Raw genomic sequence first — 23,240 nt, 5'->3', positions numbered from 1 at the left:
CAGCCGCTCGTACCGCCTCAGTCCCCCGCAGCCGGGCCCAGCTCCACCGCCGCCGGCACCAGGGCGATCTGCTGGGCGGTCCAGCAGTCCGACTGTTCCGTGGCGACGAAGTTGCCGCACTGCGCGCACTCCAGGTTGGGGCCGTCGCAGCCGTCGAGCCCGCAGCAGCCGTTGACACGGCCCCGGCGGGTGGTGGTTCGGGTGTTGCGCAGGTCGGCCTTGGCGAGGATCACGCCGTCGAGGGCAAGGGACTTGTAGAGGGCGCGGACGTCCCAGGTCTCGGTGGGGCGGATCCGGGAGGCCGCTGCGCGGGGCGGCTCGTAGGCGAAGGCACCGGGGCCCACCCGGGACGGGCAGTCGCCGACGCCCTGCCGGCTGTACGGCATCGGGGCCTTGTCGGGGTCGGGCAGCGCGACCTCCACGACGGGGCCGGTGATGACGGTGTGGCAGCTGCGGCAGCGGAAGGTCAGCGAGGGCGAGGAGGAAGAGGGCGAGCGGGAGGAGAGGGAGGTGGGCATGGGCCCATGGTCGCCCCACATGTGTGCCGGGCACACCCCGAATAGCACACCTCGGATAGCACGGCCGCCCGGCAGCGCGCGTAATTAGATGGCCAGGGGTGGCGCGCGCTGCGTAGCGTGCGCCGGTCGGCATTCCGGCGGACCAGTGCGCGTATGCGCAGCAGAAGGAACGGGGCGGTCGTGGTGGAGCAGCCGGGCTGGGTGGACGCGGGGTACGGCGCCGTGGCCGACGCCTTCGCGAGGAACTTTCAGGATTTCCCCGAACTGGGCGCGGCCACCACGGTGTTCGTGGACGGCCGCAAGGTCGTGGAGCTGTGGGGCGGCGTCGCGGACGAGCGCACCGGGCGGCGCTGGGAGCAGGACACGGTCGTGCCGGTGTTCTCCTGCGCGAACGGCCTGGTGGCCGTCTCCGTACACCTGCTCGCGCAGGAGGGCTTGCTCGATCTGGACGCGCCGGTGGCCGATTACTGGCCGGAGTTCGCGCAGTACGGCAAGGAATCCGTGACCTGCCGCATGGTGCTCGGGCACCGGGCCGGTGTGCCGGTGCTCGACGCGTCGCCGTCGTTCGAGGAGATCGCCGCGTGGACGCCGGTGGTGCGGGCCCTGGAGGAGCAGAAGCCGCTGTGGGAACCGGGGGCGGCGTACGAGTACCACGGTCAGGTGCTGGGCTTTCTGCTCGGCGAGGTGGTGCGGCGGATCACCGGGCGCACGCCGGGGGCGCACTTCCGTGAAGTCGTCGGGGAGCCGTTGGGGCTGCGCGCGTGGATCGGTGCGTTCGAGGCGGAGTCGGCGGGGCGGGCCCGGCTGGTCGAGGCGGAAGGGCGACCCGCGATGCCGGAGCCCGAGCATCTGCTGACGCGGATCGTGACCATGAACGGGGCGCTCAACTTCCCCGGCCTGGACGGGCCGCGCGGCTGGAACGACCCGGACCTGTTCGCCATGGAGCTGCCGGGCTCGGGGGCGCTGGCCTCGGCGAGCGGGCTCGCGGGCCTCTACGCGGCCGCCGCCACCGGCGTCGACGGCTCGCCCCGGCTGCTGTCCGAGGACACGGTGTCCGAAGCGGTACGGGAACTGTCCTCCGGGACCTCCTGGTCGGGGCTTGACATGGGGGTGCGGTGGGGGTCGGGCTTCCTGCTCGACTCGGCGGCGTTCCGGCCCCTGCTCGGGGCGCGCAGCTTCGGCAACGACGGTGCGGGCGGGCAGTTCGGCTTCGGGGACGACGAGTTCGGGGTGGGGTTCGCGTATGTGGCGAATCGGATGGTGGGGTGGGGGGACGATCGGGCGAACCGGCTGATTGACGCTGTCCGCTTGTGTGTTGGGGGGTGAGGGCGGGTGTGGGGGCGGGTGGGTTCTTCCCCCTACCCGCCCCTTCCCGAAAGCCTGCGGCAGCTTCGGGGCTGCGCCCCGGACCCCCGGCCGTCGTTCGGCTGTCCCACCGTCGTGGCTAGTCGCACAGTTCCCCGCGCCCCCTCACAGGGCTCCACCCCGGACCCCGCCGCCCTTCGACTGCCCCGCCATCGTGGCCGGTCGCGCAGTTCCCCGCGCCCCTTACGGGGCCCCGCCTCCCTGCGCCCCTGACAGCCAGCCCCGGGGCGGAGCCCCAGTTCAGGGAAGGGGCGGGGAGGGGGAGAAATCCGTAGCGGTTAGAGTGCGCCGACGGGTTCATCCGCCGTTCCGGGAGGTCGACTTGGGCACCATAGAGACGTTCGTCGACGCCACGTCGACCCCGCACTTCGACTCCGTCGAAGACGTGGAAGCGCGGCTCGCCGGAGTGGGGTACCTCGCCTCCCCCGCCGTGGCGACCACCGTCTTCCTCGCCGACCGCCTGGGCAAACCCCTCCTCGTCGAGGGCCCCGCGGGCGTCGGCAAGACCGAGTTGGCCAAGGCCGTCGCCCAGGTCGCGGGGGCCCGCCTCGTACGGCTGCAGTGCTACGAGGGCGTGGACGAGGCGCGGGCGCTGTACGAGTGGAACCACGCCAAGCAGCTGCTGCGGATCACCGCGGGCCGCGACGAGAGCTGGGACGAGACCCGTACGGACATCTTCAGCGAGGAGTTCCTGCTCGCCCGGCCGCTGCTGACCGCGATCCGGGGCGGCGACCCGAAGGTCCTCCTGATCGACGAGGTCGACAAGGCCGATGTCGAGGTGGAGGGCCTGCTCCTCGAAGTGCTCAGCGACTTCCAGGTGACCGTGCCCGAGCTGGGCACCGTACGGGCCGAGCGGCGGCCGTTCGCGGTGCTCACGTCGAACGCGGCGCGCGAGCTGTCCGAGGCGCTGCGGCGGCGCTGTCTGTTCCTCCATATCGGCTTCCCCGAGGAAGAGTTGGAGCATCGGATCGTACGTCTGAAGGCGCCTGGGCTCGACGCGGCGCTCGTCGAGTCCGTGGTGCGGGTGGTGGGCGCGCTGCGGGCGATGGACCTGCGCAAGGCCCCGTCGGTCGCCGAGACCGTCGACTGGGCGCGCACGCTCCTCGCCCTCGGCGCGGACACGCTTGACGAGACCGTCGTACGCCAGACCCTCGGCGTCGTCCTCAAGCACCAGGAGGACGTGGCGAAGGCGGCGGCGAAGCTGGACCTGGACGCGGTGTGAGTGCCCTCTCCGGTGCGGGTGTGGCGGAGCGGCTGACCGGGTTCGTACGGGCGCTGCGCGACCAGGGCGTACGGGTCGGCACCGGCGAGAGCGTGGACGCGGGCCTCGCGGTGGCGGCGCTCGGCCTGGCCGACCGGGAGCGGCTGCGGGCGGGGCTCGCGGCGACGCTGCTGCACGGCGAGGGCCAGCGGCCGGTGTTCGACCAGGTCTTCGACCTGTACTTTCCGCGGACGGTCGGGGCGCCCGGGGATCCGTCGGCGGCGGCCGAAGTCCCCCTGGATCGGGATGAGTTGAGGGCGCGGCTCGCCGCGGCGCTGGCCGAGAACGACGCGGCGGCGATGGCGCAGCTCGCCGCGCAGGCCGTTGACTCGCTCGGCGGGTACGGGGAGTCGCCCGGTTCGGACGGCTGGTCCGCGTACCAGACGCTGGAGCGGCTGCGGCCGCAGACCCTGCTCGCGCGTGTCCTCGCGGCACTGCGCGAAGGCCAGGACGAGCGGGCGGGGTTCACGGACCGGCTCACCGCCGACGAGATCCGCCGGCGCATCGAGGACTTCCGGGGTTTGGTGGCGACCGAGGCGCGGCGGCGGGTCGCGGAGCGGCGCGGGACCGACTCGATCGCGCGCCGGGCCGTCGCCCCCACCGCCGACCGTGTGGACTTCCTCGTCGCACACCAGGGCCAGCTGGCCGAACTGCACCGCACGGTAAGGCCGTTGGCGCGGAAACTGGCTTCGCGGCTCGCCGCGCGCCGGCGTCGGGCCGCGCGCGGGCGGATCGACCTGCGCCGTACGGTGCGCGGTTCACTGTCGACGGGCGGGGTGCCGATGCGGCCGGTGCTGCGCAGGCGGCGGCCCGGCCGGCCGGAGTTGGTGCTGCTGTGCGACGTGTCCGGTTCGGTGGCGGGGTTCGCGCAGTTCACGATGTTGCTGGTGCAGGCGTTGCACGACGAGTTCAGCAAGGTGCGGGTGTTCGCCTTCGTCAACAGCGTCGACGAGGTGACCGACCTGCTCGACCGCGGCCGCGCCGACCCGGAGGGGCTCAGCGCCCGCATCCTGTCGGGTGCGGAGGTCACGCGCTTCCACTCCAGCAGCGACTACGGCACGGCGCTCGGCGAGTTCGCGGAGCGGTACGTGTCGACGCTCGGCCGGCGCGCCTGCGTCTTCGTCCTCGGCGACGCCCGCACCAACCGCACCCCGCCGAACGCCGACGCGCTGCGTCACATCCGCGACCGGGCACAGCGCGTGTACTGGCTCAACCCGGAGCGGCGCGCCCTGTGGGACACGGGCGACTCGGCGGCGTCGGCGTACGCGGAGGTCGTCGACATGTACGAGTGCCGCACGGCACGCCAACTCGGCGCGCTGATCGGCCGGTTGGTGCCGGTGTAAGCCGCCCCCCCGACGCACGGCACCCCCGACTGTCGGCCGCAGAGGCGGGTGTCACAGGATCGCTCGCACCGGCGTCTTGTGTGCGTACGGCGCGGGCACCGGGCCCGCGCCACCACCGTGAGGACGTACGCCATGGAACCCCGTTTCGACCTGATGCAGAGCCCGACCGCCGCGAAGGTCGCCAAGCGGTTCTTCAACGCCGCGCTGCCGCTTGAGCAGTCGACGCTGCCGAAGGGCCTGCGGGAGCTGGTGCAGCTGCGGGTCGCCCAGCTCAATGACTGCGGCTTCTGCCTCGACATCCATTCCAAGGAGGCGGCCGCCGCCGGGGAGAGCGCGCTGAAGCTGAGCCTGGTCGCCGCCTGGCGGCACACCACCGTGTTCAGCGAGGCGGAGCGGGCGGCGCTCGCGCTCGCCGAGGAGGGCACGCTGCTCGGCGACCGGGGCGTGACCGACGAGACCTGGGCGGCGGCGCGCAAGCACTTCGACGACGACCGGCTCGGCGCGCTGGTCTGCACGATCGCCCTGATCAACGCGTCCACGAGGATGAACGTGATCGTGCACAACCCCGGCGGGTCGTACGAGCCCGGCATGTTCGCCGCGTACGCGGACTGAGCACCCCGCGGGGTCGGACCTCAGGTGAGGATCGCGCCGAGGGCCACGAACCCGCAGATCAGCACGAGCAGGATCGCGAGCAACGGCCAGACGAACCGCAGGTACCTGTCGTAGCCGACCTTGGCGAGGGCGACGCCGCCGATGGTGACCGCCGTGGTGGGGGCCCACAGGTTCGTCCAGCCGCTCGCGGCCTGCCAGGCGGTGACGACGACGGCACGGGAGACGCCCGCGAAGTCGGCGAGCGGCGCGAGGATCGGCATGGCGAGCGTGGCGTGCCCGGAGGTGGACGGGATCAGGAAGGCGAGCGGCAGGTTCACCAGGAACACGATCACCGCGAACAGCCCCGACGAGGTGCCCTGCACGACGCCCTCGATGGAGTGCAGGACGGTGTCCGTGATCCGGGAGTTGTTCATGATCACGGTCACGCCGCGGGCCAGCATGATGACGAGCGCCGGGGAGATGAAGTCGCCGGCGCCCTGGGTGATCGCGGAGCTGAGCTTCTGCTCGCCGAACCGGGCGACGATCCCGACCAGGACCGCCGCGCAGAGGAAGAGGGCCGCCAACTGCGGGAAGGACCAGCCGAGTTCGAAGCCGTACGGCTCGGCGTCCGCGTCGCCGGTCAGGGCGCTGGACCAGGGCACCACCGAGAAGATCATGAATGCGAAGACCAGGCAGAGCAGGGCGAGCACGGCCTTGTGGAGCCGGGTGAGTTCGGGGGCCTCCTCGGTGGCGGCGACGGACTGCTCGCGGTCGCCGGGCAGGAAGCCGCAGACGGAGCGGTCGGGGTTCTTCTGCACGCGCGTCGCGTAGTGCACGACGTATCCGATGGTGACGGCGGTCAGGACGAGCCACATGACGAAACGGAGGACGATGCCGTCGCCGAGGGAGATGTCGGCGGCCGAGGAGGCGACGCCGGTCGCGAACGGGTTGACGGTGGAGCAGAGCACGCCGACGCCCGCGCCGAGGATGGACGCGCCGACGGCGACCATCCGGTCGTAGCCGAGGGCGAGCATCATCGGGACGAGCAGGCCGTAGAAGCCGAGTGTCTCCTCGGCGAAGCCCTCGACCGTGCCGAGAACGGAGAAGACCAGCATCACGCCGGCGATCAGCAACGCGCCGCGGTGGCGCAGGCGGTGGGCGAGGCGGGCGATGCCACGGTCGAGGGCGCCGGTCGCGAAGACCACGGTGATGAACGCGCCGATGGCGAGCACGAAGAGGAACACGCCCGCGCTGCCGTAGAGGGCGCCGGTCAGGTCGGGCCCGACCTGGCCGGTCTTCTCGTCCTGCCCGCCGTAGAGGCCGTTGACCGGCGCGAGGAACAGGTCGTTGAGACGGTCGACGAAGCTCTGCGTGGCCGCGACGCGGTGGTACGTGCCCTGCACGGGCGCGCCGTCCGCGTTCCGCTCGTACGCGCCGGGCGGGATCAGGAAGGCGAGGAGCCAGACGGCGACGGTGACGAGCACGAGCACGGTGAGGGCGCTCGGAAACGTGAACTTCCCTCCGCGGTCAGGCTGTTGGGGCTCTTCCGTCGTACTCGGACCGCTCATCGGGAGGCGTCCCCGCGGAAGTCGGCCGCGTACTCGCGGACGAACGCGCACAGGGCGAGGACGGTGTTGCGGAGTTCGGAGAAGAGCACGCGCTCGTTGGGGGCGTGCAGGTTGCACAGGCCGTCCTGCGCGCCGAAGAGCAGCACCTCGGCGTCGGGCGCGGCCTGCGCGAGCCCGTTGACCAGCGGGATGGATCCGCCGGTCGCGACGTGTGCGGCGTCCTCGCCCCAGGCCTCCTTGAGCGCGGTGCGGGCGGCGCGGTAGGCGGGCCCGTCGGTGGCGGCCTCGTAGCCGGGGCCGGTGTCGCCGGGTGTGACGGTGAGCGGCACGCCGAAGGGGCGCAGCGAGCGCAGGTGGTCGACGAGCAGCGCCTGCGCCTCCTGCGGGTCCTGGCGCGGGTGGAAGCGCAGGTTGAGCTTGGCGCGGGCGTACGGCACCACGGCGGAGGCGGCGCCCTCGACGGCCGGGGCGTCCAGGCCGACGACGGTGACGGCGGGCCCGCTCCACAGGCGCTCCCCGAGCGTGCCGGAGCCGAGCAGCGGCAGCTCGTCGCGGACGCCGGCGAGGGAGCGGAACTCGTCCTCCGTGTAGCCGGGGCCGGGCCAGGGGGCGCGGCGCAGCCCGGCCACGGCGACGTCGCCGTGCACGTCGTGCAGGGTGGCGAGGGCCTTGACCAGGACGAGCAGCGCGTCGGGCGCGGCGCCGCCGAACCCGCCGCTGTGGCGCGGCTCTTCGAGGGTGCGGACCTCGACGACGACCTCGCTCGCGCCGCGCAGCCCGGTGGTCAGGGTGGGGGTGCCGGGGCGGAGGTTGCCGAGGTCGGCGATGACCATGGCGTCGCAGGCGAACCGCTCCGGCCTCGTCTGCGGGTACGCGTCGAAGGCGCTGCCGTACTCCTCCTGGCCCTCGAACACGATCTTCACGCCGACCGGGGGCCGTCCGCCGTATGCCCGGAGCAGGCCGAGGTGGGCGATGACGTTGGCCTTGTCGTCCGCGACGCCACGCGCCCGCAGACCGCCCGCGACCGGCGTCGGCTCGAACGGCGGGGACAGCCACAGCGACTCGTCGCCCGGCGGCTGTACGTCGTAGTGGGAGTAGAGCAGCACGGTGGGCGCGGCCGGGTCGGGCGGCGGGATCTCGGCGAAGACGACGGGCGCGGTGTCGGGCAGGTCGATGCGGTCGACGTTCGCCACGCCCGCCTCGCGCAGCAGCCGTACGAGCAGGTCGTGGGCGTCGTGCACGGGGCCGGCGGGGAAGCCGGGGAAGGCGATGGACGGGATGGCGGCCAGCTCCTCCAGGTCGGAGCGGAGCTCGTCCATCAGGGCGTCGACGGTGGCGGGGAGGGTGTCCGGGGTGTCGTCCGACATGGGTTCCTCTCGGCCGCGGGGTCCTCGCTGTACGCGCCGAGCATCGCGGAGGTGGGGGTGGGGCGCATCTGGGGGCGCCTGGTTCCGCACCGTCGATTCGGGCGCCGTCGATCGCCCTGCGGGCTCGTTCCTTCCCCTCCCCGCCCCTTCCCGAAAGCCTGCGGCGCTGTCTTTCGGCTTGCCCGCCGTCGTGGCTGGTCGTGCAGTTCCCCGCGCCCCTATCGGGGCACGGGTCGCCGCCGAATTCAGCCCCTCCGGCGTTTGAGATGGGGGTCCCCCCTGCTCGAGCGCAGCCGAGAGCTTGGGGGAGGGGTCTGGGGCGGAGCCTCAGTTACGGGAAGGGGCGGGGCTGGGGAAGAAGAACGCCGCCGGACAGGTGACCCTCAAGCCGCCCTGCGGGCCACGATCAGCCTGCAGCGTGGGCTCCCGTCGCGCCGCCTGCCGAACTCCTCCAGCACCCGCAGCTCGACCCCGAACCCCGCCCTCTCCAGATCCGCGCGGACAGCGCCCAGCGGCCACGTCCGGTAGTACATGACGAACGGCAGCCGCCGCACCCGGTTCCGTACCCGCATCGCCGCGTCGAAGCCGAGCAGCGCCCAGTACGCCGGGGTGCCGAAGCGGGGCGGGGCCGCGACCGGGAAGGCGAACGCCCCGCCGGGGCGCAGCACGCGGTGCACCTCGGCGAAGAGCCCCGGCCGCTCCGCGGGCAGGAAGTGGCCGAACGCCCCGAAGCTGACGGCCAGGTCGAACGCCCCGGCGGCGAACGGCAGCGCCCGCGCGTCGCCCCGTACGAGCTGCGCCGGTTCCCCCGCCCGGTCCGCGGCCGCCCGCGCGAGCATGCCGGCGCTGAAGTCGAGGCCGGTGGCCCGCCGGCGGCAGACCGCGCGCAGCACGTCGAGCCCTGCGCCGGTGCCGCAGCACAGGTCGAGCCCGGTGTCGAAGGGGCCGAGGCGGGTGAGGGCGGCCTCGGTGGCTTCGAGGATGCGGTCCGGGGTGCGGAACGGGGTGTGGTCGAACTTCGGGGCGAGCAGGTCGTAGCCCCGCTCCACGGAGGTCAGCGCCTGTTCGGCCAGTTCGCGAAGGGTCGGCCCCTGGGAGGTGAACATTCCGTCACCCTAGCTGCGGCTCCTCGTTATTGACTCTGTGTCAATTTTTGCCGACCCGTTACTTCCCCGTCGGGCTACCTGCCCGTAACTTGGCTGGAGCACGACGCTCCTCCCCTACGCAAGCTCACCCCACGAGCCGCAAGGAGACCGTTCGATGCTGTCCAGGTCCCGAGCCCCGCGCGCACTGCGCCCCCTCGTCGCTCTGCTGCTGGCCGCCGCCGCACTGACGACGCCCACCGCCGCCCAGGCGGACGCCGCCCCCACCCAGACCGCCTCGTCGAGCAGCGGCTGGAACGACTACGACTGCAAGCCGTCGGCCGCGCACCCCCGCCCGGTGGTCCTCGTGCACGGCACGCTCGGCAACTCCGTCGACAACTGGCTGGGCCTCGCCCCCTATCTGGTCGACCGCGGCTACTGCGTCTTCTCCCTGGACTACGGGCAGTTGCCGAACGTGCCGCTGTTCCACGGACTCGGCCCGGTCGAGAAGTCCGCCGAGCAGCTGGACGCGTACGTGGGCAAGGTGCTCGCCGCGACGGGCGCCCGCGAGGCCGATCTGGTGGGCCACTCGCAGGGCGGGATGATGCCGCGCCACTATCTGAAGTTCCTGGGCGGCGCGGACGAGGTGAACGCGCTTGTCGGCATCGCGCCGAGCAACCACGGCACGACCGTGAACGGCCTCACACAGCTGCTCGACGCGTTCCCCGGTGCCCGTGACTTCGTCGACGAGAACGCCCCGGCCCTCACCGACCAGGTCGCCGGTTCCCCGTTCCTGACCAGGCTGAACGAGGGCGGCGACACGGTCCCCGGCGTCAGGTACACGGTCATCGCGACCAAGTACGACCAGGTCGTCACGCCGTACCGCACGCAGTTCCTGGACGGGCCCGGTGTGAACAACGTGCTGCTGCAGGACAAGTGCGCGGCCGACCTGTCCGGGCACGTGGCGATCGGCCTTGCCGACCGGCTCGCGTTCCACGAGGTCGCGAACGCCCTCGACCCGGAGCACGCCACGCCCACCACCTGTCTGTCCGCGACGAGTTGAGCCCGTTCACGAGTACGGCTACGAGTACGGGACCGGCCGAGCCCGAGCAGCCGGTCCACCTCGGCGGCCTGGTCGGCGGCGTTCCCCGCGCGATCGCCCAGCTGGCGGGAGCGGGAGGGGGAACAGGGGTCGGATCAGCGGTGGGTGTCCGTGAGGCGCTGGATCTCGTCCACCGCTTCCTTCAGGCCGACGCCGGTGATCTTCCGGTACTCCTTGATCGCCTTCATCCGCTCGCCCTGCGCAAGGAAGATGTGGACCGGGGCGAGGTTCGGCATCAGGCCGCCCGCGTCGACGCCGAGGTGCTCGATGATCAGGTCCAGCTTGCGCTCCACGCGGGCGGTCCTGCGCTCAGCGCGCTTGATCTTGCTCTCGATGGCGCTGGCGACGAAGAACAGACCGAACAGCATGATGAAGATGCCTATTTCCATGGCGGTTGATCCTAGCCCCGGCTCACAGCCACACGTTGTCGTTGACGGACCCGAGGCCCGTGCCCGAGAGGCGGCGGTGCAGTGCCAGCGCCTGGTCCTCGGTGAGTGACGCGACGTGGTCGGCCGCGGCCCTCAACACGTCGCCGTGCCCGGCGAGTTCCTCGGCGCGGTCCGGCGGCAGCAGCTCGGGCGACTCGTGCGTCCAGCGCAGCAGTTCGCCGACGATGCGCCGTTTGCCGTGCTGCTGGGTGGCGAGGGCCGGCCGGTCGATGACGTACGCCCACACCAGTTCCTTGAGCAGATCGCAGGCGGCGCGCCGCTCGGCGGGGATGACGAGGCGCGCGCCATAGCGGATGGGCGCGCTGCCGCCGACGTCCAGGGTGATGCCGCGGGTGAAGTAGTCGATGAGGTCGGAGGTGCGGCGGTTGACCGCGACGGCGTCGTCGTGACTGCCGGTGTAGGGCGCGGGCACGGAGAGGCGTTTGCCGATCTCGGTCAGCAACTCCTGTGCCGCGCCCCGCTCGAAGGGCTCGCCGGTACGGGCCCGCTTGTCCTGCACATAGTCGAGGAAGCGCCGCACCTCGCGCTCGGTGTCGCCGCCCGCGGCGCCGGGCGGCGGGAAGAGGGAGGCGAGCGGGATGTGCCCGGTGCGGTAGAAGTCCTCGACGTCGTGGCAGGCGTACGTGACGTCGTCGGCCCAGTCCATCACCTGTTCCTCGACGGGCACGGCGGTGTCCGTACGCCCGTTCCGCACCCAGGCGAACGCGGTCCGGTCGGCGTCGTACACGCCCCACTTGAAGTGCCGCGCGGGGTTGTCGACGAGCGGGGCGCGCTCCCACGGGTACTTCGTGGCGGCGTCGAGACAGGCGCGGGTGAGGTGGAGTCCGCGGTGGCCGGGGTACTTGTGGGCGGCGAGGTAGGTGACCACGCGGAAGGTCTGCGCGTTGCCCTCGAAGCTGTCCAACTGGCTTGACTGCGCGCGGAGTTCGTCCATGGTGGCGCGCAGCGCGGTCTCGCCCGCGTGGCCGAAGGGCGGGTGGCCGATGTCGTGCGCCATGCAGGCCGCCTCGACGAGCGCGGGGCTCGGCCCGCCGTACTTCCGCTGCAGCCGCTCGGCCATGCGGCGGCCGAGCTGGGCCACCTTCATGGAGTGGGTGAGGCGGGTGTGGTACGCGCCGAGCTCACCGCTCGCGACGACCTGGCTCTTGCCGGCGAGCGCCCGCCACTGCGTGGAGTAGAGGATGCGGTCCACGTCGTGCTCGAAGCCGGACCGCTGCCCGTCGTCGGACACCCGGCGGCGCAGGGAGTGCTGTTCGAGGTCGTCGTCGCTGTACTGGGCGGGGCGCATGGCCGGATCGTACGCGCGCTTCCCCCGTCGTTACGGAAGTTCGGCCAGGAAGTCCCGCACGAGGGCGTTGAACAGGTCGGGGCGTTCCATGTTGGGGTAGTGCGCGGTGCCGTCGACGGTGGCGGTGCGGCCGTCGGGGACGGTGCGGGCGAGGCGTTCGGCCATGGCGAGGTGGTCGTCGGAGGCCAGCTCGCCGTTCAGTGTCAGTACGGGCGCCTTGATCCCGGCGGCGCGCTCCCAGGTGTCGGTCGGGAGGATGCGCAGGTCGGGGCCGGGCGAGGCGTGCTTGGCGAGGGTGCTGGAAGCCATGTCCCGCATCAGGGCCACGACTTGCGGGTCCACCTCGTCGAGGGTGCGCCGGGGCCCGGCCGCGAACTGCAGATACGCCTCGACCCAGGCCGCCGGGTCGCCCGCCTCGAAGGCGCGCTGCTGCTCGGTCTGCACGCCGAGGACCCAGGGATCGGCGAATTCGGGCTCGCTCGTACCGGCCGCGGTGACGACCAACGCCCGTACGAGATCAGGATGTTCGAGCGCGACGTCGACGGCGGTGCCGCCGCCCATGGAGACGCCGGCGACGACGGCGGGGCCGAGGTCGAGGTGGTGCAGGAGCGCGGCCACGTCGTCCGCCGGGCGGAAGGGCCCGCTCGCGTTGTCGGAGCCGCCGTGGCCGTGGGCGTCGGGCGCGAGCACCCTGAACTCCGTTGCGAAGTAGGGCACTTGGGCGTTCCACATGCGGTGGTCGAGGAAGCCGCCGTGGAGCAGGACGAGGGGTCGACCGGGGCCGCCGGAGTCCCGGTAGGCGAGGCGGTCGCCGGCGACGGTCAAGGAGTGGAGGTCCGAGGGTCCAGCACCAACAGTCATGACAACCAAGGTGTCATACGCGTGGACGGGTGACAACCCAGGTGTCATCTGGGTGCAATCATGGGCCGCGTGACCGAAGCGAAAGAGCCACTGCCTCCCGACCTCCTCGCCGAGCGCCTGGCGGAGGTGTACGCCCTGGTCGGGCCGCTGTACCGGCGCGCGCAGCGCAACGTGGAGCTGAGCCTGCCGGTGGCGGGCCTCACCGTCGGCGTGCGCGCCGTGCTCGACCTGCTGCGGGTCAACGGGCCCATGACGGTGCCGCAGATGGGCCGGGCCCAGGCGCTGAGCCGCCAGTTCGTGCAGCGGATGGTCAACGACGGGGCGGCCCTCGGCCTGGTCGAGACGGCGCCCAACCCGGCGCACCGCCGCTCCTCGCTCGTCCGGCTCACCGATGAGGGCCGGGCCGCCATCACCGCCGTCGTCGCCCGCGAGCACGCCCTGCTGAGCCAGGTGGACGGCGACCTCACGGAGGCCGAGGTCACGGCCTGCCTGCGGGTGCTCTCGCGGATGCTGGCGCTCATCGACCACGTCGACTTGGGCTGAGGCCTTCCTTCTGCCTCACACCCCGTCAGGCACCCTTTGCGGCAAGGCCGTTGTGCATTTGGTGATGCAGCACGGGCAGCGCATACGTCTCGTACGACTCGGCGACGTCCGTTCCGCCTGCCTCCGCGTCCAGGGCGAGGGCCGCGGTCCGGCCCCACCACTCCGTGCCGCCGTCCTCGATGCAGCGCAGCAGGATGCCCTCGCGCAGCCCCCACGGGCAGATCGTCAACTCGTCGATGCCGGTCAGCTTCATCACGGTGTGCGCGACCACCGCCCCCGCCAGGGACTGCCGGGCGCGCGCCGCCGAGATCCCCGGCAGCTCGGCCCGCTCGGCGCTGCTGCGGCACGCCAACTCGTCCAGGGCGACGCGCAGATCGGCCCGCGCGAGACGACGTGCCGTGAACGGCCCCAACCGTCCGGGCGGCGCCCCGCACAACCGCGCCAACTGCTGGAACGTACGCGAGGTCGCCGCCGTCGTCCGAGGCGTCTCCCAGCGGACGCGGGCGGCCGCGTCCCGCATCTGGTGGCGTACGTGCCGGCGCAGCGCCTTGACCCGGCGAGGCGCGGGCGGGTCCTGCGGGCCGAAAAACTCACGGGTGAGGCGGCCCGCGCCGAGCGGCAGGGACAGGGCGAAGTCCGGCAACTTCGAGCGGCCGAAGGCGACTTCGAGGGAGCCGCCGCCGATGTCCAGCATGGCGAGCGGGCCCGCCCGCCAGCCCATCCAGCGGCGCGCCGCGAGGAAGGTCAGCTCGGCCTCCAGCTCGCCGGGGAGGATGTTGAGGCGGAGCCCGGTGCGGGCGGTGACCTGCTGCAGTACCTCCGCCCTGTTCGGGGCGTCCCTGACGATGGCCGTCGCGAAGGCGAACGGTTCGGTCACGCCCCAGCGGCGGCCCTCCGCGAGGGCGGCGGCGACGGCGTCCACGATCAGGTCGACCTGCTCGTCGGGGACGTGGCCGCCGCGGTCCACGTGTTCGGCCAGGCGTAGTGCGCGCTTCGCGGTGTGCACGGGCAACGGGACGGCGCCGTCTGTGTCTGCGACGACCAGGCGTGCCGTGTTCGAGCCGACATCGATCACTCCCATACGCATTCCTTCCCGGTACCCGGTGCGGGGGTCACCAATGCGAAGCACTTCCGGACGGGCTTCGCCTTTTGCTCCCCTCCCCGCCCCTTCCCGAAAGTCCTCAGCAGACAGCCCCGGGGTCTCCGCCCCCGGCCCCCCGCTCCTCAAACGCCGGAGAGGCTGGATTTGGGGAGGTGCCCCGTCAGGGGCGCGGGGAACTGCGCGACCAGCCACGACGAAGCGGACAGCCGAAAAGACTGCCGGGGGTCCGGGGCGGCGAAGCCCCCGGCTCCCCAGGGGCGCGGGGAACTGCGCGACCAACCACAACGACGCGGCACCCGAAAAAGCAACCGGGGTCCGGGGCGGCGAAGCCCCCGGCTCTCCAGGGGCGCGGGGAACTGCGCGATCAGGCACGACGGCGTGGCAGCCGAAAAGAGACTGCCGGGGCCCCCGTAGCTGTCCGGCAGGACTTTCGGGAAGGGGCGGGGAGGGGAGAAGAACCCGCCGGAGGCGGGTCAGTGGGCTGCGGCCGGGATCTCCGCCGTCGTCTTGCGCGTAGGCGCATCCTCACTCACCGGAACATGAACCCACACCGCCTCCGACGGCACGCCACGATCATCGACAGCCACCACCATGTACCAACCAGGCGGCACCAGCGCCGGGTTCTTCGGCAACGTCACCTCCACACCCCCCTCCGTACGCTCGAAGTCGAGAGCGACAGACCGCTGTTCCACGTTGGTGACATGCGTGAACGCCCCGGGCCGCATCAGCCGCATCCGCTTGATGGACGCCGCGTCCTTGCTGCTGAACTTCGTCTTCCCGCCCAACCGCACACTGCTCCGCCCCCCGTTGGGGTCCCGCAACTCGGGCCGCTCGCCGCCCTGGTGCAGATACGGGGGCGTGTAGAGCTCGATGCTCTGCTCGAACGTGGCCAGCTTGGAGTTGGCCTTGTCGGCGAAGAGCGAGTCGGAGCCGAACGTCATCACCCGCCCGTCCGGAAGCAGCAGCCCCCCGGAGTGGTAGTTGCGGCCCACGAGCGGCGCGGCGGCCGACTCGAACTTGTTGCTCTTCGGGTCGTAGAGCGAGGCTTTGAGAACGTTGCTGTCGCCCTTGCCTCGGTAGTCGCCGGAGCCGTTGGTGGTGAGCACCTTGTCGTCCGGGAGGATCACGCTCGTGGGATAGCGGGCCTTCTCGTACAGCTTGGGCCCGTCGACGAAGCGGGGGTCAGGCGCCTTGAGGTCGGCGAGACGCGTGCGGTCGGTGGCCTTCTCGGACTCGCCGACTCCGCCGCCCCCGAGCACCATGTACTTCTGGTCCTGGGCCGGCGGAAGGAGCACCGACATCGAGGTCTCCAGGACGTCCGGGTCGCTCATGCCGGGCACCTTGGTGAACTCGTTGGAGTCCAGGTCCCACAGGCCCGGTTCGCGCCCCCGGTCGTCGGGCCCGTACCCGGCGTTGGAGCCGGTGTAGAAGAGCCGGCCGTCGTCGGCGAGGAACAGCGCCGGATAGGTGGGGAAGAAGCGGGACTTGGGGAGGTAGCGCCACTTCTTGGTCTTCGGGTCGTACACCTCGTTCTTGCCCGGCACGACCTGGCCGATCTCGTCGAGCCCGGACACGGAGAGGACCTTGCCGTCCTCCAGGGTGGTCAGGGTCGGGTACCAGCGGGCCTCGCCCATCGGGTCGACCTTGATGTACTTCTCGGCGACCGGGTCGAACTCGTAGGCGTCCTTGATGCCTTGGAAGTCCTTCTTGTCGAATGACAGCTTCTGCGCGATGCCGTAGACGTTCTTCTTCTCGTCGCCCTTGAGGCCGGAGATGCGGTACTGGTCCTGTGCGCCGGTCTGGTGCTCCTCGCCCTTCTCGGTCGCCTCCACGTACACGCGCGCGCTGCTCGCGGTGACCTTGACCTTGCCGGTCTTGGGGTCGGTGGTCTTCTTCGCGCGCGGCACGACCAGGCTGACCTGGGACTCGAAGGTCTTGCCGGTCTCCTGGCCGGTGAAGCGGGTGCCGGCGGGCAGGGTCTTCGGCTTGTCCGGGTTCTCGTTGTAGACGATCATCAGGCCGCCGGCCTTCTCCACATCGCCCTTCAGTGACTCGTAGCGCTGCGTCCCGCCCGCCACCAGCAGGTTGCCGTCCGGGAGTTGGGTGTGCCCGGCGCAGAACAGGTCGGCGGGGGTCTCCACGTTCTCGAAGGTGTTCTTCACGGGATCCCACAGCACGGTGCGGAAGGTCTTCGCGTCGAACATCTTCGCGTTGTTGCCCGAGCCCGCGATCAGGAGCACCTTCCCGGTGTGCAGGAGCGCGGCGTGGATGGTGTTGATGCGGTACTTCTCGGGGACGTCCACAAGCTGCCACTGGCCGTTCCGCGCCTTGTACTCCGGCTGATCGATCTCGTACGCGTGGTACTTCTCCGAGGCGAAGTCGTACACCGCCGGGCCGTTGGTCGCGGCAAGCACCAGGACTACTCCGCTGCCCAGCAGGAATCGGCTGGTGCGGCGGTTCGGACGGAATCCCATCGACTACTCCCCATGAGGCACTTCAGCGACGACCGTAACGCCCACGAATGGGCGTTTTGAACGTTTTGCACTCTATGACGAGTCCGGACATTAGTCCTGGATGACGGTAGGGACTTCGGCGCCCGACCGAGCGCCGCAGGCCTGCCGGGACCGGTGGCCAGATGCTTGCGGTTCTGGTCCATCTGGCCACTGGTTCGGCCGGGGGCGTGCGCGCAGGATCGAGGCATGAGAATTCTGTGGATCTTCGCCCACCCCGAACGGCACTCCCTGAACGGCGCCTTGCTCGACGCGGGCCTGCGCACCCTCGACGCCCTCGGGCACGAGCACCAGGTGTCCGACCTGTACGCGATGGGCTGGAAGGCCGTCGTCGACGCGGAGGACTTCCGGGGCCCCGACCCCACGGACCGACGCCCCGAGGGCGACCGCCTGTTCGTGGGAGACGCGCAGGAACAGGCGTACGCGCAGGGCGAGTTGAGCGCGGACATCCGTGCCGAGCAGCGGAAGCTCGACTGGGCGGACGTCGTCGTCTTCCAGTTCCCGCTGTGGTGGTTCGGGCCGCCCGCGATCCTGAAGGGCTGGTTCGACCGGGTCCTCGTCCAGGGCTTCGCCTTCGGCCTCAAAGACGAGTCCGGCACGACGCTGCGGTACGGGGACGGCGGGCTTGCGGGCAAGCGCGCGCTGATCGTCACCTCGGTCGGGGCCCGCGAGTCCGGTTTCGGGCCGCGCGGCATCCACGGCGCGATCGACGAGGTGCTGTTCCCGCTGCTGCACGGCACGTTCTGGTACACGGGCATGGCCCCGCTCGCCCCGTTCACCGTCTACGGCGCCGACCGGATGACCGCCCCGGACGCCCGCACCACCACCGAGGCCCTGAGCGCCCGACTGCGCGGACTCCCCGACGAGGAGCCGCTGCGCTACCGGCACGAGCAGGGCGGCGACTACGACGAGGACCTGGTGCTGCGGCCGCACGTCGCACCGGGAAGGTCCGGGGTCGCGGCACAGCGTCTCGACGTACGGGAGCGGGTGCGGGCCGTCACCGCGTGAGGCCGGCACACTTCCCCAACTGCCGTTGCGCAGCGTGCAATTCGAGTTGCGGCACTTGTCCGGCAGGGGTCACACCCGTCACTGTGTCCCCATGGACCGCCCCACAACTCCCGGCACCGATACGCCCCGCGAACCCGAGGGCGGCCTCGGCAGGCGGCGCTTCCTCGGTGCGCTCTCGGCCGTGGGCACCCTGGCCACCCTCTCCGGCGCGAGCGCCGAACCGGACCCGTCCGGGCCGCAGCCGCGCCCGCGGCCCGCGCCGCCCCGCCGCGCGAAGTCGGGCCCGCGCCCGCTGCTCATCGGCACGTACACCTCGGTCGAGGGCGGCGGCAAGGGCATCTCCGTGGCCTCGTACGACCCGACCGACGGGAGGATCACCGCAGGTCAGACCCTCACCGGCGTCGACGACCCGTCCTATCTGGCGGTCCATCCGGACGGGCGCACGTACTACGCGGTGAACGAGCGGGAGCAGGGCGGCCTGACCGCGATCCGCTTCCGGGAGGGCGGGCCGCACGAGGTGATCGGGCGGCGCGAGAGCGGCGGCGCCGCGCCCTGCCACCTGTCCGTGCACCCGAGCGGGAAGTGGCTGCTCAGCGCCAACTACGGCTCGGGCAGCGTCGCCGTCCACCCGATCGACTCGTCGGGCGCCCTCGGCGAGCGCACCGCTCTCGTCACGCACGACGACCCGGCGCCCGGCCCCGGCCAAGAGGGCCCGCACGCCCACCAGTTCGTCACCGCCCCCGACGGCGACCACCTGCTCGCGGTGGACCTCGGCACGGACACGGTCTACACGTACCGGCTCGACCTCCCGGCGGGCTCCCTGACCCGCGTCGCCCAGGTCACGCTGCAGCCCGGCGCGGGACCGCGGCACCTCACGTTCCACCCGTCGGGGCGGTACGCGTACGTCGCCTGCGAGCTCGACAACACCGCGGTGGTCTGCGCGTACGACCCGTCGAGCGGCCGCCTCGCGCCGGGCGAGCCGCAGGAGACCGGCACCGGGTCCGGCACCAGCTATCCGGCGCAGTTCGCGGTCACCCCCGACGGCACGTACGCCTACCTCGCCAACCGGGGCCACAACAGCCTCACCCGGTACGCGATCGAGTCCGACGGCGCGCGCCTCCGGCTCCTCGACACCGTCCCCGTGGGCGGCGACTTCCCCCGCCACATCGCCCTCTCCCCCGACGGCACCCTCCTCTTCGCCGCCAACCAGCGCTCCAGCAGCGTCACCGGCTTCCACATCGACCCGACGGACGGCCGCCTCCACCCGACGGGCGAGGACCACCCCTCCCCTGTGGCGGTGTGCGCACTGCCCCTGTGAGCCCAGTCCAAGGGCGGCCCGGGACGTTCACCTCTCCCAGGGGGCCGCTTCTCCCGGGCGGTCACCTCTCCCAGGGGGACGCCTCGACCGCGGTGATGTCGCCCGCCACGAGCAGCCCGAAGAGCCGAAGCACCTCCGCACGCGCCGCCAAACTGTCGAGCACCCTCCGCACCGTCTCCGGCCCCGGCTCGTCGACCGTGACACCCAGGGCGTCGTACATGAACCAGCTCATGCGCCCATTGGCTCACGCCGCCGGCGCCCGCTCGACCGCGCGCGCACGGATCGCGCGCGAATTCGACCCCGGGGCGGAGGTGCGCTGCGAGGGGGCGGGGGCGCGTCGCCTCTCCGTGGGCGGGTTGCCGTGCTCGGTGCGCGGCTTCGAGGCGGGGTGCTTCGGTGCGTGCCCGGGGGTGGTCGCCGGTATCGTCCTCGGGGTGGCCAGCAGGTGTTTCCGGCCGAGGGCCCGGTCGGTGCCGGGGTCCTCGGTGGGGGGGGGCGGAGCTGGGGTTACGCGGTGTGCGGACCGGCTCTGAGGTCCGGTCGGCCGGAGTGGGCACCTGCCCGGGGCAAACGGCTATTTTCGGCCTGAACTCCCGCTGGCCGAGGCACAGTTGACGGCAGCGCGCAACGCCACAAAGCACCCGGCAAAGGGTGCGAAACAGGGCAACGCGCCAAGGAGGACGCAGGCATATGCCGCCAGCACCACCGGATCGTGTGTTGCCAAATCCCTTACGGGGCATCGCTGGCTGTGCAACAGTCATAACCGGCTCTTCCGTCAGCCCTGGTCGCACCGCGCCTGCATCGGAGTACGTCATGCCGTCCCATCTGTTTGCGGACCGCCCCGCACCTCAGCCGCCCGAGCGCGGCACGGTCGACGCGCTCATCTCCCAGACGCAGCGGCTCCGCGTCGACGTCGACGCCGTACGCCGCGACACCGTGCATGCCGAGACCGACCCGCAGGGCCGCTGGCAGCGCGCCCTCTGCGAACTCGCCGTCCACCAACTCGACGACCTGAACGCCCACTTGGGCCAGCTGCGCGCCGGCATCCCCGTCGACGCCCCCGAGGACGAGCCCGTCCCCGAGTTCACCGCTGCCCCGGCGCGGCCCGAAGCCCCGCGCGGCTCCCTGCTCAGCCGGGTCGGCAGCGCCGAGTGGAACCTCCTCACGGACGAGGTGACCTGGTCCGGCGAGCTCTACGCCATATTCGGCTGGGACCAGGCCAAGCAGCCGCTCACCCTCGACGAACTCCCCGCCCTCGTCCACCCCGACGACCAGCGACTGCTCACCACGATGGTGACGGACTGCCTCGTCGACGGGCGGCCCATCGACGGCGAGTTCCGCATCGTCCGCCCCGACGGCGACGTGCGCACCGTGCACATGATGGGCGAGCCCGTCCTCGACTCCAACGGCATGACCGCCTCCATGTGGGCCGTCCTGCGGGACGTGAGCGAACTGCGCCGCAGCCAGCTCGCCGTACGCGAGACCAGGGAGTCCCTGCAGCGGCAGCAGCACCTCGCCGAGACCGAGCACCGTGTCGCCGTGGAACTGCAAGAGGCCGTCCTGCCGCCGTGGCGCGGCCAGCTGCAGTTCCCGCACGGCAGCCCCGCATCCCTGGACCTCGCGGCGCACTACCTGCCGTCCTCGTCCAGCGCGCTCATCGGCGGCGACTGGTACGACGCCATGCAACTCCCCGACGGCGACGCCCTGTTGAGCGTCGGCGACCTCACCGGGCACGGCGTCACCGTCACCTCCGGCATGGCGATGCTGCTCGGCGCGCTGCGCGGCATGGCCGTCGCCGGCTCCCGCCCCGGGCCGCTGCTCGGCCACCTCAACCAGATGCTGGACGCCTCCGTGCAGCCCGCCCTCGGCAGCGCGGTGTGCTGCCGGTACGACCCGGTGCGGCGCATCCTCACCTGGGCCCAGGCCGGACACCCCGCTCCCCTGCTGTTCCGCGGCGGCACCGGGCGCGCCTTGACACCGCCCGACGGCGTGCTCCTGGGCGCCACCACCGGCGCCGTGTACGGGCAGGCCGAGGAGCGCCTGGAGATCGGCGACCTGCTCGTCCTCCACACCGACGGCCTGGTCCCCGGACGCGACGCCGCCACCGGCGCGGAGCGACTCCTGGCGCTGGCCCCCCGGTTCGCCGGGGCGCGCGGCGCGCAGGACTGCGTACGCACGGTCGTCGAGACGTTCGGACAGACCGAGCGCGAGGACGACGCGTGCGTACTGATCGCCAGGGTCGGGGCTCCCTGAGGGGCGCAACCATCGGGCGCCCCTGAGAGGCCGGCGGAGCCGCCTCTCAGGGGCGCGGGGCTGTGTCGATCTGCGGCTGGCGCCGCGTGGGCGCGAGGACGGACCACCGGCCCGTCACTCGGCGACGATCCGCCACCCGGCAGACGAGCCCCCGCTGTCGGGGCGGCCGGCGAAGGTCCTCACGCCTTCGTGCTCTTGCCTGTCGCCCCCTTCGACCGCTCCTTCGGCAGCGCGAGCTGAATCTCCTCACGCAGATCCTGGATCTTCGGGTACGAGGCGTACTGGCCGGTGAGCCGGTACATCTCGCGCAGCCGGTCCCAGGTGCGGTGCGAGGAGGTCTCGCCCATGGACACCAGGGCCAGGCGGGCATACCGGTCGGCCTGCTCCGGGTCGTCAGCGATGAAGCAGGCGGAGGCCAGCGAGATGTAGTCGAAGATCTTCGACCGCTGCCGCCCGCCGACCCGCAGCTCCAAGGCCTCCTTCGCGTGCCGTTGGGCGATGCCGGACGCGCTCGGGTCGTGCTCGGCGAGCGTGCGGTACGCCAGGGCCTGCATGCCGTGCATGTCGGCCTCGTCGAACATCTGCATCCAACTCGGCGGCGGCACATCGCCCTTGTCGGAGACGAACAGCTCCTCCGCCTCGCCGAGGGTGCGCCGCATCGCCTGGCCCTTGCCCAGGGCGGCCTGGGCCCAGGCCTCGATGGTGTGCAGCATCGCCTGCGTACGCGGCAACACCTCGTCGCCGGAACCGGACTTGGCGAGCTTCATCAGGTCCAGGGCGTCGTCGGGCCGGCCGAGGTGCACCATCTGGCGGGCGCCCCGGGAGAGCGCCTCGGCGGCGCGCGGCCGGTCGCCGCCCTCGCGCGCGGCGTGCGCGGCGATGACGAAGTACTTCTGGGCGGTGGGCTCCAGGCCGACGTCGTGCGACATCCAGCCCGCGAGGACCGCAAGGTTGGCGGCGACGCCCCAGAGGCGGCGCTGCAGATGGTCGGGGTGGCGGTAGGCGAGCATGCCGCCCACCTCGTTCAACTGGCCCACCACGGCCTTGCGTTGCAGTCCGCCGCCACGGGAGGCGTCCCAGGCGCGGAACACCTCCACCGAACGCTCCAGCTCCTCGATCTCCTGCGACCCGATGGGGGCGGCCTCGTACCGGTCGTACCCAGCGGGGTCGGCGTGCAGGGGGTCGTGGGAGCGGGGTGCGTCGGCGGTCAGGGCCGGGTCGGTGTGCAGCCAGTCGTGCATGGCGCTGCTGAGTGCGGAGCCCGCGGCGAGCGCGGCGCCCGCGCCCACCAAGCCGCGTCGGTTGAGCATGAGGTCCATTCCCGTGAATTCGGTGAGGACCGCGGCTGTCCGCTCGGGCGCCCAAGGCAGTCCGTCGGGGTTGTCCTGCTGCCCCTTGCTCTGCCTTTTCCCCGTACGCCCGTGCCGGACCAGACCGAGGTCCTCGATGGTCACGACACGGCCGAGTCGCTCGGTGAACAGGGCCGCCAGGACCCGCGGCACGGGATCGCGTGGGATCTCTCCCATGTCGATCCAGCGCCGCACCCGCGAGGTGTCGGTCGCCAGCTGCGGATGGCCCATGGCCGCCGCCTGCCGGTTCACGAGTCTCGCCAGTTCGCCCTTGGACCAGCCGGCCAGGCCGAACAGGTCTTGCAGGCGAGTGTTGGGTTCGCTGCTCACGTCAAGCCCCCAGGTTCTCGGCTGAGTTGACA

Annotated in this window: 20 protein-coding genes; 9 read left to right on the top strand and 11 right to left on the bottom strand. The window is 72.0% G+C overall.

Annotation, left to right across the window (positions count from 1 at the left end):
- Window positions 1-17: 17 nt before the first annotated feature.
- Complete coding sequence (locus QIS96_RS07880) at window positions 18-518, bottom strand: hypothetical protein (RefSeq protein WP_282541691.1); 501 nt, start codon at window positions 516-518, stop codon at window positions 18-20.
- 153 nt (window positions 519-671) lie between these two features.
- Here QIS96_RS07880 and QIS96_RS07875 point away from each other — a divergent pair, with 153 nt between their 5' ends.
- From QIS96_RS07875 to QIS96_RS07860, 4 genes are all read left to right on the top strand, one after another.
- Window positions 672-1,844 carry a serine hydrolase domain-containing protein gene (locus QIS96_RS07875; RefSeq protein WP_282541690.1) on the top strand — a complete coding sequence of 391 codons (1,173 nt, stop codon included), beginning with the start codon at window positions 672-674 and terminating at the stop codon, window positions 1,842-1,844.
- Window positions 1,845-2,214: 370 nt separating this feature from the next.
- The gene (locus QIS96_RS07870) at window positions 2,215-3,105 is read left to right on the top strand and encodes an AAA family ATPase (protein ID WP_282541813.1); all 891 of its coding nucleotides are present in this window, start codon (window positions 2,215-2,217) and stop codon (window positions 3,103-3,105) included.
- The gene (locus tag QIS96_RS07865; protein WP_282541689.1) at window positions 3,102-4,487 is read left to right on the top strand and encodes a vWA domain-containing protein; all 1,386 of its coding nucleotides are present in this window, start codon (window positions 3,102-3,104) and stop codon (window positions 4,485-4,487) included. Before QIS96_RS07870 ends, QIS96_RS07865 begins: the two co-directional genes overlap by 4 nt.
- Before the next feature lie 132 nt (window positions 4,488-4,619).
- Complete coding sequence (locus tag QIS96_RS07860; protein WP_282541688.1) at window positions 4,620-5,099, top strand: carboxymuconolactone decarboxylase family protein; 480 nt, start codon at window positions 4,620-4,622, stop codon at window positions 5,097-5,099.
- A 20-nt stretch (window positions 5,100-5,119) separates the two neighbouring features.
- On the opposite strand, the gene QIS96_RS07855 is transcribed toward QIS96_RS07860, so the two are convergent.
- From QIS96_RS07855 to QIS96_RS07845, 3 genes are all read right to left on the bottom strand, one after another.
- Window positions 5,120-6,646, bottom strand: a complete 1,527-nt coding sequence (locus QIS96_RS07855; RefSeq protein ID WP_282541687.1) for a YfcC family protein — start codon at window positions 6,644-6,646, stop codon at window positions 5,120-5,122.
- Complete coding sequence (locus QIS96_RS07850; RefSeq protein ID WP_282541686.1) at window positions 6,643-8,013, bottom strand: M20/M25/M40 family metallo-hydrolase; 1,371 nt, start codon at window positions 8,011-8,013, stop codon at window positions 6,643-6,645. Before QIS96_RS07850 ends, QIS96_RS07855 begins: the two co-directional genes overlap by 4 nt.
- A 383-nt stretch (window positions 8,014-8,396) precedes the next feature.
- A complete protein-coding gene (locus QIS96_RS07845; protein WP_282541685.1) occupies window positions 8,397-9,119 on the bottom strand; it encodes a class I SAM-dependent methyltransferase in 723 nt (240 codons plus the stop codon).
- Window positions 9,120-9,273: 154 nt separating this feature from the next.
- Here QIS96_RS07845 and QIS96_RS07840 point away from each other — a divergent pair, with 154 nt between their 5' ends.
- A complete protein-coding gene (locus QIS96_RS07840) occupies window positions 9,274-10,158 on the top strand; it encodes an esterase/lipase family protein (protein ID WP_282541684.1) in 885 nt (294 codons plus the stop codon).
- Between the two features lie 134 nt (window positions 10,159-10,292).
- Here the strand turns inward: QIS96_RS07840 and QIS96_RS07835 are convergent, their stop codons facing one another.
- Genes QIS96_RS07835 through QIS96_RS07825 form a run of 3 tightly spaced genes read right to left on the bottom strand, consistent with a single transcriptional unit; the run spans window position 10,293 to window position 12,795 of the window.
- Window positions 10,293-10,586: a hypothetical protein gene (locus QIS96_RS07835; protein WP_282541683.1), complete on the bottom strand. Its 294-nt coding sequence runs from the start codon at window positions 10,584-10,586 to the stop codon at window positions 10,293-10,295.
- Window positions 10,587-10,608: 22 nt separating this feature from the next.
- Window positions 10,609-11,934 carry a dGTP triphosphohydrolase gene (gene dgt / locus QIS96_RS07830; RefSeq protein WP_282541682.1) on the bottom strand — a complete coding sequence of 442 codons (1,326 nt, stop codon included), beginning with the start codon at window positions 11,932-11,934 and terminating at the stop codon, window positions 10,609-10,611.
- Between the two features lie 30 nt (window positions 11,935-11,964).
- Window positions 11,965-12,795 carry an alpha/beta fold hydrolase gene (locus QIS96_RS07825; protein ID WP_282541681.1) on the bottom strand — a complete coding sequence of 277 codons (831 nt, stop codon included), beginning with the start codon at window positions 12,793-12,795 and terminating at the stop codon, window positions 11,965-11,967.
- A gap of 69 nt (window positions 12,796-12,864) precedes the next feature.
- On the opposite strand from QIS96_RS07825, the gene QIS96_RS07820 reads away from it, so the two are divergent.
- Entirely contained in the window at window positions 12,865-13,338 is a 474-nt protein-coding gene (locus QIS96_RS07820; RefSeq protein ID WP_282541680.1) for a MarR family winged helix-turn-helix transcriptional regulator, read from the top strand.
- Between the two features lie 25 nt (window positions 13,339-13,363).
- On the opposite strand, the gene QIS96_RS07815 is transcribed toward QIS96_RS07820, so the two are convergent.
- On the bottom strand, window positions 13,364-14,425 hold the full coding sequence (locus QIS96_RS07815) for a Ppx/GppA phosphatase family protein (RefSeq protein ID WP_282541679.1): 1,062 nt from the start codon (window positions 14,423-14,425) through the stop codon (window positions 13,364-13,366).
- 488 nt (window positions 14,426-14,913) lie between these two features.
- Window positions 14,914-16,914: a radical copper oxidase GlxA gene (glxA, locus tag QIS96_RS07810; RefSeq protein ID WP_282541678.1), complete on the bottom strand. Its 2,001-nt coding sequence runs from the start codon at window positions 16,912-16,914 to the stop codon at window positions 14,914-14,916.
- A 225-nt stretch (window positions 16,915-17,139) separates the two neighbouring features.
- On the opposite strand from glxA, the gene QIS96_RS07805 reads away from it, so the two are divergent.
- Together QIS96_RS07805 and QIS96_RS07800 are read left to right on the top strand one after the other, a co-directional pair.
- Window positions 17,140-17,958 (top strand): NAD(P)H-dependent oxidoreductase, encoded by an 819-nt coding sequence (locus QIS96_RS07805; RefSeq protein ID WP_282541677.1) that lies wholly within the window; start codon window positions 17,140-17,142, stop codon window positions 17,956-17,958.
- A 91-nt stretch (window positions 17,959-18,049) separates the two neighbouring features.
- Entirely contained in the window at window positions 18,050-19,276 is a 1,227-nt protein-coding gene (locus tag QIS96_RS07800; protein WP_282541676.1) for a lactonase family protein, read from the top strand.
- 61 nt (window positions 19,277-19,337) lie between these two features.
- Here QIS96_RS07800 and QIS96_RS07795 read toward each other — a convergent pair whose 3' ends face one another.
- Window positions 19,338-19,508 carry a hypothetical protein gene (locus QIS96_RS07795; RefSeq protein WP_282541675.1) on the bottom strand — a complete coding sequence of 57 codons (171 nt, stop codon included), beginning with the start codon at window positions 19,506-19,508 and terminating at the stop codon, window positions 19,338-19,340.
- Window positions 19,509-20,089: 581 nt separating this feature from the next.
- Here QIS96_RS07795 and QIS96_RS07790 point away from each other — a divergent pair.
- On the top strand, window positions 20,090-21,529 hold the full coding sequence (locus tag QIS96_RS07790; protein WP_282541674.1) for a PP2C family protein-serine/threonine phosphatase: 1,440 nt from the start codon (window positions 20,090-20,092) through the stop codon (window positions 21,527-21,529).
- Between the two features lie 179 nt (window positions 21,530-21,708).
- Here QIS96_RS07790 and QIS96_RS07785 read toward each other — a convergent pair whose 3' ends face one another.
- Complete coding sequence (locus tag QIS96_RS07785) at window positions 21,709-23,208, bottom strand: DNA-binding protein NsdB (RefSeq protein ID WP_282541673.1); 1,500 nt, start codon at window positions 23,206-23,208, stop codon at window positions 21,709-21,711.
- Between the last annotated feature and the right edge of the window lie 32 nt (window positions 23,209-23,240).

The organism is Streptomyces cavernicola (genome assembly GCF_029968035.1).
In the GTDB taxonomy this organism is placed as follows: domain Bacteria; phylum Actinomycetota; class Actinomycetes; order Streptomycetales; family Streptomycetaceae; genus Streptomyces; species Streptomyces cavernicola.
The sequence above is the reverse complement of the archived record's forward strand: the minus strand, read 5'-3'. Positions and strand labels throughout refer to the sequence as shown.

Coding starts and splice junctions, on each gene's coding strand:
- QIS96_RS07880 (WP_282541691.1), bottom strand. CDS start 518: ATGCCCACCTCCCTCTCCTCCCGCTCGCCCTCTTCCTCCTCGCCCTCG.
- QIS96_RS07875 (WP_282541690.1), top strand. CDS start 672: ATGCGCAGCAGAAGGAACGGGGCGGTCGTGGTGGAGCAGCCGGGCTGG.
- QIS96_RS07860 (WP_282541688.1), top strand. CDS start 4,620: ATGGAACCCCGTTTCGACCTGATGCAGAGCCCGACCGCCGCGAAGGTC.
- QIS96_RS07855 (WP_282541687.1), bottom strand. CDS start 6,646: ATGAGCGGTCCGAGTACGACGGAAGAGCCCCAACAGCCTGACCGCGGA.
- QIS96_RS07850 (WP_282541686.1), bottom strand. CDS start 8,013: ATGTCGGACGACACCCCGGACACCCTCCCCGCCACCGTCGACGCCCTG.
- QIS96_RS07845 (WP_282541685.1), bottom strand. CDS start 9,119: ATGTTCACCTCCCAGGGGCCGACCCTTCGCGAACTGGCCGAACAGGCG.
- QIS96_RS07840 (WP_282541684.1), top strand. CDS start 9,274: ATGCTGTCCAGGTCCCGAGCCCCGCGCGCACTGCGCCCCCTCGTCGCT.
- QIS96_RS07835 (WP_282541683.1), bottom strand. CDS start 10,586: ATGGAAATAGGCATCTTCATCATGCTGTTCGGTCTGTTCTTCGTCGCC.
- dgt (WP_282541682.1), bottom strand. CDS start 11,934: ATGCGCCCCGCCCAGTACAGCGACGACGACCTCGAACAGCACTCCCTG.
- QIS96_RS07825 (WP_282541681.1), bottom strand. CDS start 12,795: ATGACTGTTGGTGCTGGACCCTCGGACCTCCACTCCTTGACCGTCGCC.
- QIS96_RS07815 (WP_282541679.1), bottom strand. CDS start 14,425: ATGCGTATGGGAGTGATCGATGTCGGCTCGAACACGGCACGCCTGGTC.
- glxA (WP_282541678.1), bottom strand. CDS start 16,914: ATGGGATTCCGTCCGAACCGCCGCACCAGCCGATTCCTGCTGGGCAGC.
- QIS96_RS07805 (WP_282541677.1), top strand. CDS start 17,140: ATGAGAATTCTGTGGATCTTCGCCCACCCCGAACGGCACTCCCTGAAC.
- QIS96_RS07800 (WP_282541676.1), top strand. CDS start 18,050: ATGGACCGCCCCACAACTCCCGGCACCGATACGCCCCGCGAACCCGAG.
- QIS96_RS07795 (WP_282541675.1), bottom strand. CDS start 19,508: ATGAGCTGGTTCATGTACGACGCCCTGGGTGTCACGGTCGACGAGCCG.
- QIS96_RS07790 (WP_282541674.1), top strand. CDS start 20,090: ATGCCGTCCCATCTGTTTGCGGACCGCCCCGCACCTCAGCCGCCCGAG.